Origin of the sequence: Lentzea sp. NPDC060358 (assembly GCF_042725365.1) — a bacterium.
Classification (GTDB): Bacteria; Actinomycetota; Actinomycetes; order Mycobacteriales; family Pseudonocardiaceae; genus Lentzea.
Genome location: NZ_JBHXCW010000047.1, coordinates 22,953 through 40,604, shown reverse-complemented (window position 1 = coordinate 40,604; position 17,652 = coordinate 22,953). Strand labels below are relative to the sequence as shown.

Annotated in this window: 1 protein-coding gene; it reads right to left on the bottom strand. The window is 76.6% G+C overall.

The annotated features are described in order from the left end of the window. Positions 1 to 20: 20 nt before the first annotated feature. Entirely contained in the window at positions 21 to 17,558 is a 17,538-nt protein-coding gene (locus ACFWGZ_RS13320; RefSeq protein ID WP_382451745.1) for a type I polyketide synthase, read from the bottom strand. Positions 17,559 to 17,652: the final 94 nt, after the last annotated feature.

The following is a 17,652-nucleotide window of genomic DNA, read 5'->3' as shown; positions in this document are numbered from 1 at the left end:
GTCCCGTGCCGCCCGCGGTCTCACACCGCGCCGAACTCCTCGTCCAGGAACGACAGCACCTCGTCCACGTCCACCTCCGCCGCCCGCGCCGCCGCCGTCTGCGGCGTGCCGCGCCACCGGGCCAGCAGGTCGGCCAGCCGGGCCGCGACCTCGTCGCGCTCGCGGCCGGGTTCCAGGCCGGCGAGGGCGGGACCGATCCGGTCGAACACCGCGAGCGCCCCGTCCCCGGCGAGCATCCCGGCCAGGTGCGCGGCCAGCGCGGCGGGCGTGGGGTGGTCGAACACGGTGGTGCTGGGCAGTGCGAGCCCCGTCTCGCCGGCCAGCCGGGTGCGCAGCTCGACGGCGGTGAGCGAGTCGACGCCCAGCTCGAGGAACCCGCGGTCGGGCTGGACGGCCGACGCCGAGGCGTGACCGAGCACGGCGCACAGGTGGCCGGTGATCACACCGAGTAGCTCCCGTTCGCGGTCGGCGAGCGCCAGGGCGGCGAACCGGCCGGGGGCGGCGGCACCGGCAGCACCGGCACCCGGCGCACCGGCTCCCGCGGCGGCGACCCGGCGGCGGGCCGGCGCGAGCCCGCGCAGCACGGCCGGGCCGTCCGCCCGCAGCGCGGTCACGTCGAGCCCGACGGCGACCGATGCCGGTGCGTCGTCGGCGACGGCGGCGTCGAACAGCGCCAGGCCGTCGGCGGCCGACAGCGGCACGACCCCGTTCCTGGCCATCCGCCGCAGGTCGGCATCGTCGAGCCGGCCGGCCATGCCCGCGGACTCGGCCCACAGCCCCCACGCCACCGAGGTGGCGGGCAGGCCGCGGGCGTGCCGGTGCTGGGCCAGCGCGTCGAGGAACGCGTTCGCCGCGGCGTAGTTGCCCTGCGCGGGCCCGCCGATGACGCCGGAGGCCGACGAGTAGAGGACGAACGCGCCGAGCCCCGGTCCGGTCAGCTCGTGCAGGGCGACCGCCGCGTCGGCCTTGGCCCGCAGGACGCGGTCCACCTGCTCGTCGGTGAGCGAGGTGACGACGGCGTCGTCGTTGACGCCGGCGACGTGGACGACGGCCGTGATCTCGCGACCCCGCACCAGGTCCGCCACGGCGTCGCGGTCGGTGACGTCGCACGCCACGAGGTCGGCGTGGGCGCCGAGCGCGGTGAGCTCCGCCACGAGCTCGGCCGCACCGGGTGCCGCCGGGCCGCGCCGGTTCGCGAGCAGCAGGTCGCGCACGCCGTGGTGGACGACGAGGTGGCGGGCGAGCAGGGCGCCGATGCCGCCGGTCGCGCCGGTGACGAGGACGGTGCCGCTCCACGCGCGGTCGTCCCCGGCCGCGGCGGGGGCGTGCCGGACGAGCCGCGGCACGAGCCAGGTCCCGTCGCGCAGCGCGAGCTGCGGTTCGCCGGTGGCGAGCGCCTGCGCCGCGGTGGCCGGGTCCTCGTCGCCGGTCAGGTCGACCAGCACGAGCCGTCCGGGGTGTTCGGCCTGGGCGCTGCGCACGAGGCCCCACGTGGTGGCGGCGGCGGGGTCCTCCCCCGTCGTCGCACCCCTGGTGAGCACCACCAGCGCGGTGCCGGCCAGCGCGTCCTGGCCGAGCCAGGAGCGCACGAGCGCCAGCACGTCGGTCGTCGTCGCCCTGGCGGCCTCGGCGAGCGGCAGGTCGTGCGACGGCACCGGGCGGATCACCAGCGCGTCCGGCACCGGACCGCCCGCGAGCACCTCGGCCGCCACCTTGTCGACGTCGGCGGTGGTCTCGGCGGTCACGACGGTCGCGGACGCCGGGCCCGCCACCGGGTGCGGCTGCCAGTCGAGCCGGAACAGGGAGTCACGGACAGCGTCGCGGTGTGCGGCGTAGCTCCCGGGGTCCACGGGTTCGAGCGCGACGGTCGCCGACGCCACCGCGGCGCCGTCGTGGTCGGTGAGCAGGAGGTCGGTGCCGCCTCCGGCCGCGGGCGTGGCCGTCACGCGCACGGCCCTGGCGCCGGTCGCGTACAGCCGCACGCCGCTCCACCGCGCCGGCAGCCCGCCGGTCAGGGCGTGGGTGGCGGCGTCGAGGAGCGCCGGGTGCAGGCCGTACCCCTCGACGGGGACGTCCTGCGGCAGTTCGACCTCGGCGAACAGGGTGTCGCCGTCCCGCCATGCCGACCGCAGTCCGCGCAGCGCCGTGCTGTGGCGGACCTCCGTCGCCTCGTCGTACGGCAGCGGCACCCCGGTTCCGACCGGCTGCCACGGCACCGGCCGCGGCTCCGGGGTGGAAGACCGGGTCGCGACACCAGTGGCGAGGGTGGTCCACGGGTCGTCGCCGGTGCGGGCGGAGAGGCCGACCGTGCGCCGGCCGTCCTCGTCCGGTCCCACCCGGACCTGCAGCGCCACCGGGATGTCGCCGGACAGCACCAGCGGCGCCGTCACCGCGAGGTCCTCCAGGACGTCGCAGCCGACCTCGTCGCACGCCCGCAGCGCCAGCTCCGCCCACAGCGACGACGGGACCGCCACGACGCCGTGGACCGTGCGGCCGGTCAGCCACGGCTGCGCGGCGGCGGAGAGCGTGCCGGTCAGCAGCGCGCCGTCCTCCCCCGCCAGCCGCACGAACGCGGCGGCGACGGCGTGGTCGACGCCGGAGAGACCGGCGGCGCCGAGGTCGCCGGTGCGCCGGCCGCCGGTGAGCCAGTAGTGCTCGTGCTCGAACGCGTAGGTCGGCAGGTCCACGTGCCCGGCCGTGGGCAGGAAGCGCGCCCAGTCGACCGGGACGCCGCGGGTGTGCAGGCGTGCCACCGCCGTCGTGGCGGCGAGGACCTCGGGCACGTCCCGGCGCAGCACCGGTACCGCGACGGCCGGTTCGCCGTCGAGGCAGGCGCCCACCGCCGCGGTGAGCACGGCGTCCGGGCCGAGCTCCAGGAACGTCGTCACGCCCCGGTCGAGCAGTGAGCGCACGCCGTCGGCGAACCGGACGGGTGCGCGCAGGTGCCGCGCCCAGTACCGGTCCGACGCCATCTCCCCGGCGGTCACGGGACCACCGGTGAGGTCCGAGGTCACGGCGATGAGCGGCTCGTGGTGGCGGACGCGGTCGGCGACGAGGCCGAAGTCCTCCAGCACGGGCTCCATCAGCGCCGAGTGGAAGGCGTGGCTCACCCGCAGCCGCCGGGTGCGGCGGCCGCGTCCGGCGAGGAGGTCCGCCAGTGCCAGCACCGGCTCCTCCGCGCCGGACACCACGACCGACGCGGGACCGTTGACGGCGGCGACGGACACCTCCGCGCCCAGTTCGGCGATCGCGGCGCGGACCTCGTCCTCGGTGGCGCGCACCGACACCATGGCGCCGCCCTCCGGCAGGGCCTGCATGAGCCGGCCGCGGGCGGCGACGAGCGCGCAGGCGTCGTCGAGTGCCAGGACGCCCGCCACGTGGGCGGCGGACAGCGCGCCGATGGAGTGCCCCAGCACGTGGTCCGGGGTGATCCCCCACGACTCGACCAGCCGGAACAGCGCCACCTCGACGGCGAAGAGCACGGGCTGCGCCCATCCGGTGCGGTCGAGCTCGACGGCCTCCGGACTTCCCGGCTCGGCGAACGCGATCTCCCGCAGCGGCCGGTCGAGGTGCGGGTCCAGGTGCTCGCACACCAGGTCGAACGCCTCGGCGAACGCGGGGAAGCGGGCGTGCAGCTCACGTCCGGCGCCGGCGCGTTGCGCGCCCTGGCCGGTGAACAGCACGGCCAGTCCGCCCGGCCGTGCCTCGCCGCGGACCAGCGACGGGTGCGCGCGGTCTTCGGACAATGCGCGGAGTCCGTCGCGCAGACCGTCCGGGTCGTCGGCGACGACCACGGCGCGGTGCGGGAACACCGCCCTGCCCACCGCGAGCGACCGCGCGACGGCCGGCGCTTCACCCTCCACTGTGGAGAGACGGAGTGCCTGACCGCGCAACGCTTCCGGGGTCTTGGCCGACAGCACCCACGGCAGCGGCCCGGACATCGCGGGCGTGGTCTCCCGCGGCACCGCCTCCGCCTCTTCGAGGATCACGTGGGCGTTGGTGCCGGAGATGCCGAACGAGGAGACACCCGCCCGGCGCGGCCGGTCCGGCACGTCCCACGGCCGGGCCGTGTCCAGCAGCTCCACCGCGCCCGCCGACCAGTCGACGTGCTCGGTGGGGCGGTCGACGTGCAAGGTCGGCGGGAGCACACCGTGCCGCAGGGCGAGCACCATCTTGATGACACCGGCGACACCGGCGGCGGCCTGCGTGTGGCCGATGTTGGACTTCACCGATCCCAGCCAGAGCGGCCGGTCGCGGTCCTGCCCGTAGGTGGCGATCAAGGCTTGCGCCTCGATCGGGTCACCCAGCGAGGTACCGGTCCCGTGCGCCTCGACAGCGTCCACATCGGACGGCTGGAGGCCCGCCGAACGCAATGCCTCGCGGATGACCCGTTGCTGCGACGGGCCGTTCGGGGCGGTCAGGCCGTTCGACGCGCCGTCCTGGTTCACCGCCGAACCCCGCACCACAGCCAGAACCTCGTGACCGTTGCGGCGCGCGTCCGACAACCGTTCCAGCACGAGCACGCCGACGCCCTCGCCCCACGCCGTGCCGTCGGCACCGGCGGCGAACGCCTTCACCCGGCCGTCGGGCGCGAGACCGCGCTGACGGCTGAAGTCCACGAACGGCTCGGGCGAGGCCATGACGGTGACGCCGCCGGCGAGGGCGAGCGAGCACTCGCCGTTGCGCAGCGCCTGCGCCGCCAGGTGCAGCGCCACCAGCGACGACGAACACGCCGTGTCGACCGTGACCGCGGGCCCCTCCAGGCCGAAGGTGTAGGCGACGCGGCCGGAGACGACGCTGGCGGAGTTGCCGGTGCCGAGGTAGCCCTGGACGTCGTCCGGGACGGCCTCGAGCCGTGCCGCGTACAGGCCGCCGTTGGTGCCCGCGAACACGCCGGTCCGGCTGCCGCGCAGGCTGGTGGGGTCGATGCCCGCGCGTTCGACGGCCTCCCAGGAGACCTCGAGGAACTGGCGCTGCTGCGGGTCCATCGCGAGCGCCTCGCGCGGGGAGATGCCGAAGAACCCGGCGTCGAACTCCCCCGCGTCCCGCAGGAACGACCCGGTGTTCACGTAGGTGCGGCCGGGCAGGCCGGGTTCCGGGTCGTACAGGCCCGCCAGGTCCCAGCCGCGGTCGGCGGGGAACGGCACGAGACCGTCCCCGCCCTCGGCGAGCAGCTGCCAGAACTCCTCCGGTGACGTGACGCCGCCGGGGAACCGGCAGCTCATGGCCACCACGGCGATCGGGTCGTCGTCGACGGCCACCACCTCGGCGTCGGCCACGACCGGTGCCGAGGCGAGGCCCGGTGCCAGGCCGAGCAGGTGGGCCGCCAGGTCGCCGGGCGTCGGGTGGTCGAACACGAGGGTCGCGGGCAGGGCCAGCCCGGTGGCCGCGGCCAGCCGGGACCGCAGCTCCACCGACGTCAGCGAGTCGAAACCCAGGTCGCGGAACGGTTTCCACGGTTCGACCTCGGCGGCGGAGGCGAGCGCGAGGACGGCGGCGGCCTCGGTGCGCACCAGGTCGGCGAGCAGGCCCTGCCGCGCGGCCGGCGCGGCGGACCGCACGCGTTCCCACACCGAGTCCCCGGCCTGCTCCGGCTCGGCGGCGAACCCGGCGAGCAGGGCGCTGCGGCGCACGGCGGTGAACGCGGGGACGAACCGGTCCCAGTCGACGTCGGTGACCACCGTGACGGCGGTACCGGCGCGGACGGCTCGCACCATCGCGTCGAGGGCCAGGTCGGGGCGCATCGCGCCGACCCCGTCGCGGCGCAGGCGTTCGGCCACCACCGGGTCGTCGGCCATGCCGGAGCCCGCCCAGGCGCCCCAGGCGAGGGAGGTGGCGGGCAGCCCGAGCGCCCTGCGGTGCTCGGCGAGCGCGTCGAGGTGGGCGTTGGCCGCGGCGTAGTTGCCCTGTCCCGCGCCGCCCACCGCTCCGGCGAACGCCGAGAACAGCACGAACGCGGTCAGCGGCTGGTCGGCGGTCAGCTCGTGCAGGTACCGGGCGGCGTCGGCCTTGACGGGCAGGACGCGGGCGAACGCGGCGGCGTCGAGGGAGTCGACGACGCCGTCGGCGAGCACCCCGGCGGTGTGCACGACGGTCGTGAGATCGGGGATCGCGTCCAGCACGGCGGCGAGCGCGTCGCGGTCGGTCACGTCGCACGCGGTGACGGTCGCGGTGGCACCGAGCCCGGCGAGCTCGTCCACCAGCTGTGCCGCACCGGGCGCGTCCGGGCCGCTGCGGCTGAGCAGCACCAGGTGCCGCACGCCGTCGGCGGCCAGCCTGCGGGCGACGTGGGCGCCGAGAGCGCCCGTGCCGCCGGTGACCAGTGCCGTGCCCTCGGGGTCCCAGGTGCCGGAGGCGGTGCGGGGCGCGCGGGTGAGCCTGCGGCCCGCGAGCCCGTCGGCGCGCACGGCGAGCTGGTCCTCGCCGGTCGTGCCGGTGAGCGCGGCGGCCACCAGGTCCCAGGCGCGGTCGCCGGCGTCGGCGGGCAGGTCGACCAGACCGCCCCACCGGTGCGGGTGCTCCAGCGCCGCGACCCGGCCGAAACCCCACACCTGCGCCTGTTCGGGCGTCGTGGCGGCCTCGCGGGTCACCGTCCACAAGGGAGCGTTCGCGGACCGGACGAGGTCCGCGGTGAGCACGAGGCCCAGCGGCACCGACGGGTGCTCCGGGTGCGGGCCCTCGGCCAGCGCGGCGAGGGACAGCACGCCGTCCACGTCCGGCAGCGGGTCTCCCGCCGCCACGACGACGGCCGTGGCACCACGCCGTTCGAGCGCCCGCACGGCCTGTGCGGCGACGTCGGCGCACCCGGCCGGGGCGACGACGGCCCAGCGGCCGGTCAGCGGCGCGGACGGCTCGGGCACCGGCGCCCAGGTGATCGCGTAGCTCCACTCGGGGGCGTCGCGGCGGGTGTCGTGCCAGCGCGACAGGGCGGGCAGCAGCGCGTCCAGGGACTCGCGGTCGCCGCCGACGCCGAGCAGGGTGGCGAGCTCGTCGGTGTCGGCGCGTTCGACGGCCGACCAGAACGGGTCCGCCGCGACCGGCACCTCCGGCCACCAGTGCCGGCTGCGCTGGAACGCGTAGGTGGGCAGCGCCGTGGTGGCGGCGGGCCGCAGCACGGCGTCGTGATCCCACTCGACGCCGCGCACGTGCAGTTCGGCCAGGGCGCTCACGAGCGCGGCCGCGGCGGGCCGGTCGGAGCGCTGGGCCGCCACGGCGGCCACGCCCTGCGGCGCCCGGTTCGCGACCAGGCCGGTGAGCGAGGCACCGGGACCGATCTCCACGAACGTGCGCGCACCGGCGTCGAGCAGTGTCGTGACCGCGTCGCCGAACCGGACGGCGTGGCGCAGGTGGTCGGCCCAGTAGCGGGCGTTCAGCACCTCCTCGCCGACCGGGCCACCGGTCAGCGTGGACACCAGCGGGATGGCCGGGAGGGAGGCGGTGAGGCCGGCGGCGACCGCGCGGAACTCGTCCAGCACCGCGTCCACGTGCGGCGAGTGGAACGCGTGCCGGACGCGCAGCCGGGTGGTCCGGTGGCCGCGTTCCTCCCAGAGCGCGGCGACGGCGGTCACGGCGGCCTCGTCGCCGGAGACCACGGTGGACTCCGGGCCGTTGACCGCCGCGACGACCACGCCGTCGGTCAGGGTCTCGCGCACGGCGTCCTCGGCGGCCCTGATCGACACCATCGCGCCGGTGGGGGGCAGCGCCTCCATGAGCCGGCCGCGGGCGGCGACCAGCCTGGTGGCGTCGGCGAGCGACCACACACCCGCGACGTGCGCGGCGGACAGCTCGCCGATGGAGTGCCCGGCCACGTGGCCGGGGCGCACGCCCCAGTGCTCGAACTGCCGGTGCAGGGCGACCTGCACGGCGAACAGCCCGGCCTGGGTGAACGACGTGAGGTCGAGCAGCGCGGCTTCGGGCGTGCCCTGCGCGGCGAACAGCACCTCGCGCAGCGGGTGGTCCAGGTGCGCGTCGAAGTGCGCGCACACCTCGTCGAACGCGGTGGCGAACACCGGGAACGCCGCGTGCAGCTCGCGGCCCATGCCGGGGCGTTGGCTGCCCTGGCCGGAGAACAGGAAGGCGACGGCGCCCGCGTCCGCGGTCAGTCCGGTGCGGACGTTCGCGGCGGAGGTCCCGGAGGCGAGGGCCAGCAGGCCCCGCACCGCCTCCTCGGTGGTCTCGGCGACGACGACGCCGCGGTGCGGCAGGGCGGCGCGCGTGGTGGCGAGCGACAGCGCGACGTCCGCGGCCGGGACGTCGGCATCGACGTGGGCGGCGAGACGAGCGGCCTGCTCGCGCAGCGCGGTGGCGGACGCGGCCGACAGCACCCACGGCAGCGGTCGCGCGGGCCCGCGGTCGGGTTCGGGGAGCTCGACCGGTTCCGGCTGTTCCAGGACCACGTGCGCGTTGGTGCCCGACACGCCGAACGAGGAGACACCCGCGCGCCGGGGCCGGTCTCCCGCGTCCCACGGCCGTGCCTCGGTCAGCAGTTCCACCGCACCGGCCGACCAGTCGACCTCAGCCGTGGGCTCGTCCACGTGCAACGTCCGCGGCAACACGCCATTGCGCATCGCCAGCACCATCTTCATCACACCAGCAACACCCGCAGCCGCCTGCGTGTGCCCGATGTTCGACTTCACCGAACCCAGCCACAACGGCCGATCCCGATCCTGACCATAGGTCGCGAGCAACGCCTGCGCCTCGATCGGGTCGCCCAGGACCGTGCCGGTGCCGTGCGCCTCGACGGCGTCCACTTCGGACGGTGCGAGTCCGGCGGCGGCCAGCGCCTGCCGGATGACCCGTTGCTGCGACGGGCCGTTCGGCGCCGTCAGGCCGTTCGACGCGCCGTCCTGGTTCACCGCCGAACCCCGCACGACCGCGAGCACCTCGTGCCCCTTGCGGCGGGCGTCGGACAACCGCTCGACCAGCAGCACGCCGACGCCCTCGCCCCAGCCCGTGCCGTCGGCGGTGGCGGCGAACGCCTTGCACCGCCCGTCCGGGGCGAGCCCGCCCTGGCTGCTGAACTCGATGAACGCGCCCGGCGTGGACAGCACGGTCACGCCCGCGACCAGCGCGGAGGTGCACTCGCCGGACCGCAGCGCCTGCGCCGCCAGGTGCAGCGCGACCAGCGACGACGAACACGCCGTGTCCACCGTGACCGCGGGCCCCTCCAGGCCCAGGAAGTACGCGATGCGACCGGACATGACGCTGACCGCGCTGCCGGTGATCAGGTAGCCCTCGCCGCCGCGCGCGGCGCCGTCGAGCAGGGTCGTGTAGTCCTGCCCGTTGCTGCCGACGAACACGCCGACCCGGTCGCCGCGCAGGGAGGCCGGGTCGATGCCCGCGCGTTCGAACGCCTCCCACGCGGTCTCCAGCAGCAGCCGCTGCTGCGGGTCCATCGCCACGGCCTCGCGCGGGGAGATGCCGAAGAACCCGTGGTCGAACTCGGCCGCGTCGTAGAGGAACGCGCCGTGCCGGGTCGAGGTCGTGCCGGAGTGCCGGGGATCGGCGTGGTAGAGCGAGTCCAGGTCCCAGCCGCGGTCGGCGGGGAACTCGCCGACGGCGTCCCGTTCCTCCTCCAGCAGCCGCCACAGCGCCTCGGGATCGCGGACGCCACCGGGGAAGCGGCAGCTCATCGACACGATGACGACCGGGTCGTCGTCGTCCGGCTGCACCACCTCGACCGGCACCTGCTCCTGTTCGCCGCCGACGAGCTCGGCGAGCAGGTGCGCCGCGAGCACGTCCGGCGAGGGGTGGTCGAAGACGAGGGTCGCGGGCAGCCGCAGGCCGGTGGCCGTGGCGAGCCGGTTGCGCAGCTGCACCGCGGTCAGCGAGTCGAAGCCCAGCTCCCGGAAGGCGGAGCGGACCGCGATGTCGTCCGGCGAGGCGTGGCCCAGCACCGCGGCGGCGCTGGAGCGCACCACGTCCAGCAGTTCCCGCCGCTGCTCGGCGGGGGCGAGGCCGCGCAGGCGTCGCACGAGCGGCGGGCCGTCGTCGGCCGGGTCCGCCGCCACCACGGCCCGGCGGCGGCGGGTGCCGAGCAGGCCGTGCAGCAGCACCGGAGCCGTTCCGGCGGCGTGCTGGGCGCGCAGGACGCCGAGGTCGAGCCGCACGGGCACGACGACGGTCTCGCCCGCGGCGCAGGCCGCGTCGAACAGGGCGAGTCCGTCCTCAGTGGACAGCGGGGCGACGCCGCCGTCGCCGAGCCGGCCGAGGTGGGCGGCGTCGAGGTGTCCCGCCATGCCGCTGCGTTCGGCCCACAGGCCCCACTGCAGGACGAGGGCGGGCAGCCCGGCCGCGCGCCGGACGTGGCCGAGGCCGTCGAGGAACGCGTTGGCGGCGGCGTAGTTGGCCTGCCCCGCCGTGCCGAGGACCCCGGCGATCGAGGAGTAGAGGACGAACGCCGACAGGTCGTTCCCGGCGGTGAGCTCGTGCAGGTGCAGCGCGGCGTCGGCCTTGACCCGCAGCACCGCGTCCAGCCGGCCGGGGGTCAGCGACTCGACCACGCCGTCGTCCAGGGCGCCCGCGGTGTGCACGACACCGGTCAGCGGGTGCTCGGCGGGCACGGTGGCGAGCGCGCTCTCCAGCGCGGCGCGGTCGGCGACGTCGCACGCCACGATGTCGACGTGCGCGCCCGCCGCGGTGAGATCGGCCCGCAGCGCGTCGGCGGAGGGCGCGGCCGGGCCCTGCCGGCTCAGCAGGAGCAGCCGCCGCACGCCGTGGGCCGTGACGAGGTGGCGGGCTAGAGCGCTGCCCAGCGTGCCGGTGCCGCCGGTGACGAGCACGGTGCCAGAGGAGTTGAACGTCGCGCCGGCGGTCGCGGACGGGACGTGCGCGACGAGCCGGGGGACGAGGAGGCTGCCGCCGCGCAGGGCGAGCTGGGGTTCACCCGTGGCGACGGCGGCAGCGAGTTCCTGGAGTCCGGCGGCTCCCCCGGTGTCGACGAGCACGACGCGGCCGGGGTGTTCGGACTGCGCGGCCCTGGCGAAGCCCCACACCGCCGCGGCCATCGGGTCGGTGTCCGGGTCGTCGACACCGGTGACGACGGCACCCGTGGTCGTGAGGACGAGGCGGGACGAGGGGTCGCGGTCCTCGGCGAGCCAGTGCTGCACCAGGCCGAGCAGGCGGCGGGTGGCGGCGCGGACCGCGCCGGCCGGGTCGCCGGTCGACGCCGGGAAGTCCTCGACCACCAGCTCACCGGAGGGCGTGCCGGCCGGGACCGGCGTCCACCGGGTGACCAGCAGCCGCCCGTCGCCCGTCACCGCCGGCGCGGTCGGCTCGTCCTCGATCCGCACGGCCTGCGCGGTGAGCACGGGGGCGCCCGCGGCGTCGAGGGCGACCAGCGACGTGGTGCCGTCGTGCTCGGACAGCGCCACCCGCAGCGCGGTCGCGCCGGTCGCGTGCAGCCGCACACCGGTCCAGGACGCGGCGTGGCCGGGGAGCGCGGCGTCGAGCAGGGCGGGGTGCAGGCCGAAGCCGTCGGCCTGGAGGCCGTCCGGCAGCGCCACGTCGGTGAACGCCCCGTCGGCACGCCACTGCGGCGCGGGTCCGCCGAGCACGCCCACGACGTGCCGGGTCCATGACGCCTCACCCGAGCGGGCGTGCACGGAGAACGTCCTGAGCCCGTCGGCCGGGCGCCCGACGCGGACCTGCAGCTGCGCCGTGCCGGACAGCACGAGCGGTGCCTCGGCGGTGAGCGCGGCGACGACGTCGCAGCCGACCTCGTCGCCGGCGCGCACGGCCAGTTCGACGAACACCGCGGCGGGCACGGGACCCGCGCCGAGCCACGGGTGGTCGCGGGTCGAGAGCCTGCCGGTGAGCAGCACGGACCCGTCGTCGGCGACGTCGACGGCGGCGCCGAGCAGCGGGTGGTCCGCGGCGGTGAGCCCCAGACCGGCGGCGTCGCCCGCGGCGGGCGGGGAGTGCAGCCAGTAGTCCTTGTGCTGGAACGCGTACGTCGGCAGGTCGAGGTGCGCGTCACCGGGTGGTGCGACGACGTCCCAGTCGACGGCCAGGCCCGCGACGTGCGCCTCCGCGGCGGCCGCCAGGAGACGGGCGGTGCCGCCCTGGTCGCGGCGCAGGGTGGCGAGCACGGCGGCGGAGGACCCGGCGTCGTCGAGGATCTCCTGCACGGCGGGCCCCAGCACCGGGTGCGGACTCACCTCGAGGAACGCGCCGTGCCCCGCCTCGGTCAGCGCCGCCACCGCGGCGTGGAAGCGGACGGGCTCGCGCATGTTGCGGTACCAGTAGCCGGTGTCGAGCCCGGTGGTGTCGAACCGGCCGCCGGCGACGGTGGAGTAGAACGGCACGTCGCCGCGCAGCGGGCGCACCGGCGCGAGGACGTCGAGCAGGTGGTCGCGCAGCACCTCGACCTGGGCGGAGTGCCCCGCGCCGTTCGCGCCGCGGATGCGCCGGACGCGCACGCCCTCCGCCTCCAGGCCGAGCACGAGCTCCTCCACGGCGTCGGCGTCACCGGACACCGCGACCGACGCGGGACCGTTGACGGCGGCGACCGACAACCGGCCGTTCCACGGTTCGAGGCGTCGCTGCACCTCCTCCTCCGGCAACCGCACGGACGCCATCGCGCCCGCGGTCGTCAGGGTCGTCCACGCCTTGCCGCGCAACGCGACGATCCGTGCCGCGTCACGCAGCGAGAGGGCGCCCGCGACGTGGGCCGCCGCGATCTCGCCCTGGCTGTGGCCGACCACCGCGGCGGGCAGCACGCCCCGCGACTTCCACACCTCGGCCAGCGACACCATCGTGGTGAACAGCACGGGCTGCACCACGTCGAGCCGGGTGAGGTCGGCCGACTCGGCCAGGACCTCGGACACCGACCAGTCGACGAACTCGGCGAACGCGGCGTCGCACCGGCGGACGCTCTCGCGGAACACCTCGGAGGTGGCCAGCAGCTCGACCGCCATGCCGTGCCACTGCGACCCCTGCCCGGGGAAGACGAAGACGGGCCGGCGGTCGGGGCCGGCGACGCCGTGCGCGACACCGTCTGCTGGTTCTCCCGCGGCGATGGTCTCCAGGTCGCGCAGCAGCGCGTCGCGGTCCGTTCCGACGACGACCGCGCGGTGCGGGAGGTGGGCGCGCGTGAGCAGGGTGCGACCGATGTCGTTGGGACGCAAAGATTCCCCGGTCCGGGCGTGCCGCAGCAACGCCTCGGCCTGGGCGCGCAGCGCGCTGGGGGTGTGGGCCGAGACCGGCCACGCCACGACGGCGTCCGACGGCGCGGGCGCCTGCTCGTCGGCCTGCCAGTGCTCGAGGACGACGTGGGCGTTGGTGCCGCTGACCCCGAACGACGACACGGCGGCGCGGCGGGGCCGGTCGACCTCCGGCCACGGGGTCGTCTCGGTGATCAGCCGGACGGTGCCGGGCGACCAGTCGACGTGCGGGGTGGGGGCGTCGGTGTGCAGGGTCGCCGGCAGCACGCCCGCGCGCATCGCCATGATCATCTTGATGACGCCCGCGACGCCCGCGGCGGACTGCGTGTGGCCGAGGTTGCCCTTGACCGAGCCGAGCAGCAGCGGGGCGGCCGCGCGGTCGCGGCCGTAGGTGGCGAACACCGCCTGCGCCTCGATGGGGTCGCCCAGCGGGGTACCGGTGCCGTGCGCCTCGACGGCGTCCACATCGGACGGTCCCAGGCCCGCGGCGGTGAGCGCCCGCCGGATGACCCGCTGCTGGGCGGGACCGCTGGGGGCGGTGAGCCCGTTGGACGCGCCGTCCTGGTTGACCGCGCTGCCGCGCAGCACGGCGAGGACCCGGTGACCGCGGCGGCGCGCGTCGGACAGCCGTTCCACCAGCAGCACACCCGCGCCCTCACCCCACACGGTGCCGTCGGCGCCCGCGGCGAAGGGCTTGCACCGGTCGTCCGGGGCCAGCACCCGCTGGCGGCTGAAGTCGACGAACGGCTCCGGCGTCGACATCACCGCGACACCGCCCGCCACCGCCAGGTCGCATTCGCCGCGCCGCAGCGCCGCCGCGGCCAGGTGCAGCGCCACCAGCGACGAGGAGCACGCCGTGTCGACCGTGACGGCAGGTCCCTCCAGGCCCAGGGTGTAGGCGATGCGGCCGGACAGCACGCTGCCCGCGCTGCCGGTGCTCAGGTAGCCCTCGACGTCCTCGGGCACGCTGTCGAGCCGGGCGCCGTAGTCGTGGAACATCGCGCCCGCGAACACACCCGTGTCGGTGCCGCGCAACGACTCCGGGTCGATCCCCGCCCGTTCGAACGCCTCCCACGCGACCTCCAGCAGGACCCGCTGCTGCGGGTCCATCGCCAGCGCCTCGCGCGGGTTGATGCCGAAGAACGAGGCGTCGAACGCGGCGGCCTCCCGCAGGAAGCCGCCCGCCCGCGCGTAGGTGGTGCCGGGGGTGTCGGGATCGGGGTGGTAGAGCGAGTCCAGGTCCCAGCCGCGGTCGGCGGGGAACTCCGACATGGCGGCCCGCCCCTCGGCCAGCAGCCGCCACAGGTCCTCCGGCGACCCCACTCCCCCGCCGTACCGGCAGCTCATGCCGACCACGACGATCGGGTCGCCGTCGTCCACGGCAGGTCCCTCGTCCCGTTGCGGCGCATCGGGAACGGCGTCGAGCAGGGCGATCACGCGCGCGGCGAGCGCGGCGGCGGTGGGGTGGTCGAACGCGGCGGTGGGCGGCAACGCCACACCGGTGATCTCCGCGACGCGGTTGCGCAGCTCGACGGCGGTGGCGGAGCTGAGCCCGAGGTCCTTGAACGCGGTGTGCTCGTCGACGTGCTCGCCGCGGCGCAGGCCGAGGACGGCGGCGGCCTCGGCGGAGACGATCCGCCGCACCACCCGTTCCCGGTCGGCGGGGTCGACGCCGTCGAGCCCGCCGTGCCGAACGGGCCGCAGCACCACGGATTGCGGGCCCTCCGGAGCGTGGCGCAGCACGACGACCTGGGCGTCCGCCGACGACAGCGCCGCGTCGAGGGCGTCGGCGCGGTCCTGTTCGGACAGTCGTGGTCCCTGGGCGAGGTGGACGCCGCCCCGGCCGGCGGCGAGCGCCGCGCGGAAGGCGGAGACGGCGGCCTCGCGGTGCGCGGCGGGGGTGGTGGAGGTGCTGGAGGTGCTGGAGGTGCTGGAGGTGCTGGAGGTGCTGGACGCGGCAGGGGCGGCGGGGGTGCCGAGCGCGGCAGGGGTGGCAGAGGCGCCAGGGGTGGCGGTGGCGGTGGCGGGCGCGGCAGGGGCGGCAGAGGCGCCAGGGGTGGCGGGGGCGGCGGCGGTGGCGGGCGCGGCAGGCGTGGCAGAGGCGCCAGGGGTGCCGAGCACGGCGTCGGCGGAGTCCACCACGACGAGGAGCGCGTCCCGCGGGATCTGGCGGTAGAGGTCCCACGCCGCGTCGAAGTCGGTGCCGCCGGCGACGTGCACGACGGTGGCCGCGGCGGACAGGTCGGTGGTGAGCGCCTCACCCGCGCGCCTGGCCCGCAGGTGATGGGCGATCGCGTCGTCCTCGCCGACGACGGCGACGGGGCCCGCGGCCGGGCCGCCCGCGGGCGAGGTGCGGACCAGCCGGGGGACGAGCACCCGCCCGTCCCGCAGCGCGAACTGCGGTTCGCCGGCGGCCAGGGCGGCGGCCAGGAGCTCGTGGTCGTCTCGCGGCGCGACCTGCGGCCCACCACCCGTCACGGCGGCGGGCGACACCTCGCCGCCGTCCACCAACCCCGACCCACCGCCGGCCAGGAGCTCCCCGTCACCGGCACGAGCGGCGAGGTCCGCCAGCACGAGCCGTCCCGGGTGGGCGGCCTGCACGCACCGCAGCAACCCCCACACCGCGGCCCCCGCCGGGTCCGGCGCCTCGCCGTCGGCCGCCACCGCGCCGCGCGTCACGACGACCAGCAGCGGACCGGTGAGCCGGTCGCGCACGTAGGCCTCGACCCGGTCCACCAGCGCGCGGGTCTCCGCCGGGCCGTGGGCGGGCGGTGGCGTGAACACGACGTGGCCGGGTGGCGTGCCGGCCGGGACCTCCACCGGGACCCAGTCGAGCCGGCGCACCGCCTCGTGCCGGGCGGGGCCGGTGCGCAGCAGGCGGGACGGCGTGGTGCGCAGCTCCTGCCGGCGCACCTTGCCCGACGCCGTGCGCGGCACGGCCGCGATCTCGTGCAGCTCCTCCGGGACCTTGAAGTGCGACAGGCGTTCCCGGCACCGGGCGAGCAGGGCGGCGGGGTCCGGCGCGCGGCCGGGGTCGGGCACCACGTAGGCGGCGACGACCTCGCCGAGCTCGTCGTGCGGCAGACCGGCCACGGCCACGTCGGCGACACCGGGAGCGCCGCGCAGGACCTCCTCGACCTCGCCGGGGTTGACGTTCTCCCCGCCGCGGATGACGAGGTCCTTGACGCGGCCGGTGACGGTGAGGCGGCCCTGCTCGTCGGCGCGGGCGAGGTCGCCGGTGCGGTACCAGCCGCCGTCGAGCGCGGCCGCGGTCTCCTCCGGCAGGCCGTGGTAGCCGAGCATCAGGCTGGGGCCGCTGACCCACACCTCGCCGGTCCGCCCGTCCCGGCCGGTGTCGGGGTCGACCAGGCGGACCGACAGCCCCGGCACCGGGGCGCCGCACGTGCCGTCGCCGCCGAGGTCGTCCGGGCGGCCGGTGGTGATGGCGCCGCAGGTCTCGGTGCTGCCGTAGCTGTCGACCAGCCGCACGCCGTGGGCGCGTTCGAAGTCCGCGCGCAGCTCGGCGCTCGCGACGGCGCCGGTGCACAGGCACAGCCTCGGCGCGGTGCCCGACGTCGTGACGCCGGTGGCGAGCAGGCGGTGGTACATGGTCGGCACGCCCGCGAGCACGGTGTGGGTGCCGTCGCGCAGGGCGGCGGCGATCTCGCCGGCGTCGAACCCCGCGGCGATCGTGGCCGACGCGCCCGCGGTCGTGGTGCCGAGCACGCACAGGATGTGGGAGAGGCTGTGGAACATCGGCAGCGGCCACATCAGCCTGTCCTCTTCGGACAGTCCGAGCAGGCCGATGTAGCAGTTCTCGACGGTCCACAGGCAGGTGCGCTGGGTGGAGAGCACGCCCTTGGGCTTGCCGGTGGTGCCGGAGGTGTAGAGCTGCCAGGCGATCTCGTCCGGCCCGAGGTCGTCGCGCGGGGCCGGGGCGGCGGTGGTCGCGAGGACCTCGTGCACGGCGTCGAAACCGGTGCCGTCGTGGTCGCCGACGACCACGACCACCAGGTCGCGGCCGGCCCGGACGCGGTCGAGCCGGTGCGCCTCGGAGGCGTCGAGGAACACGACCCGCGCACCGCTGTCGTCGAGCAGGTGGCCGAGCTCGGCGTCGGTGGACCGCGGGTCGGCGGGGACGCCGACCGCGGCGGCCCTGGTGACCGCGAGGTAGGCCTCCGCGGTCTCCGCCCGGTTGCCCAGCACCAGCGCGACGCGGTCGCCGCGCCCGGCACCGAGCCCCGCCAGGTGTCCCGCGAGGCGGGAGGTGCGCTGCTCCACCTCGCCCCAGGAAAGCACGCGGTCCGCGTCACCGAATGCGGGCCTGTCCGGACCGCGTTCGGCATTGCGCCGCACACTCCCGGCCACGTCGCGCACTTCCGGGAAAAGCACCACGCCACTTCCTCCAGCCACACGGTCGGGACTCACGGGAATTCACCGCAGCACGGTCTGCGGACATGAGAAATGCCCCGGACGGGGCATTTCTCGA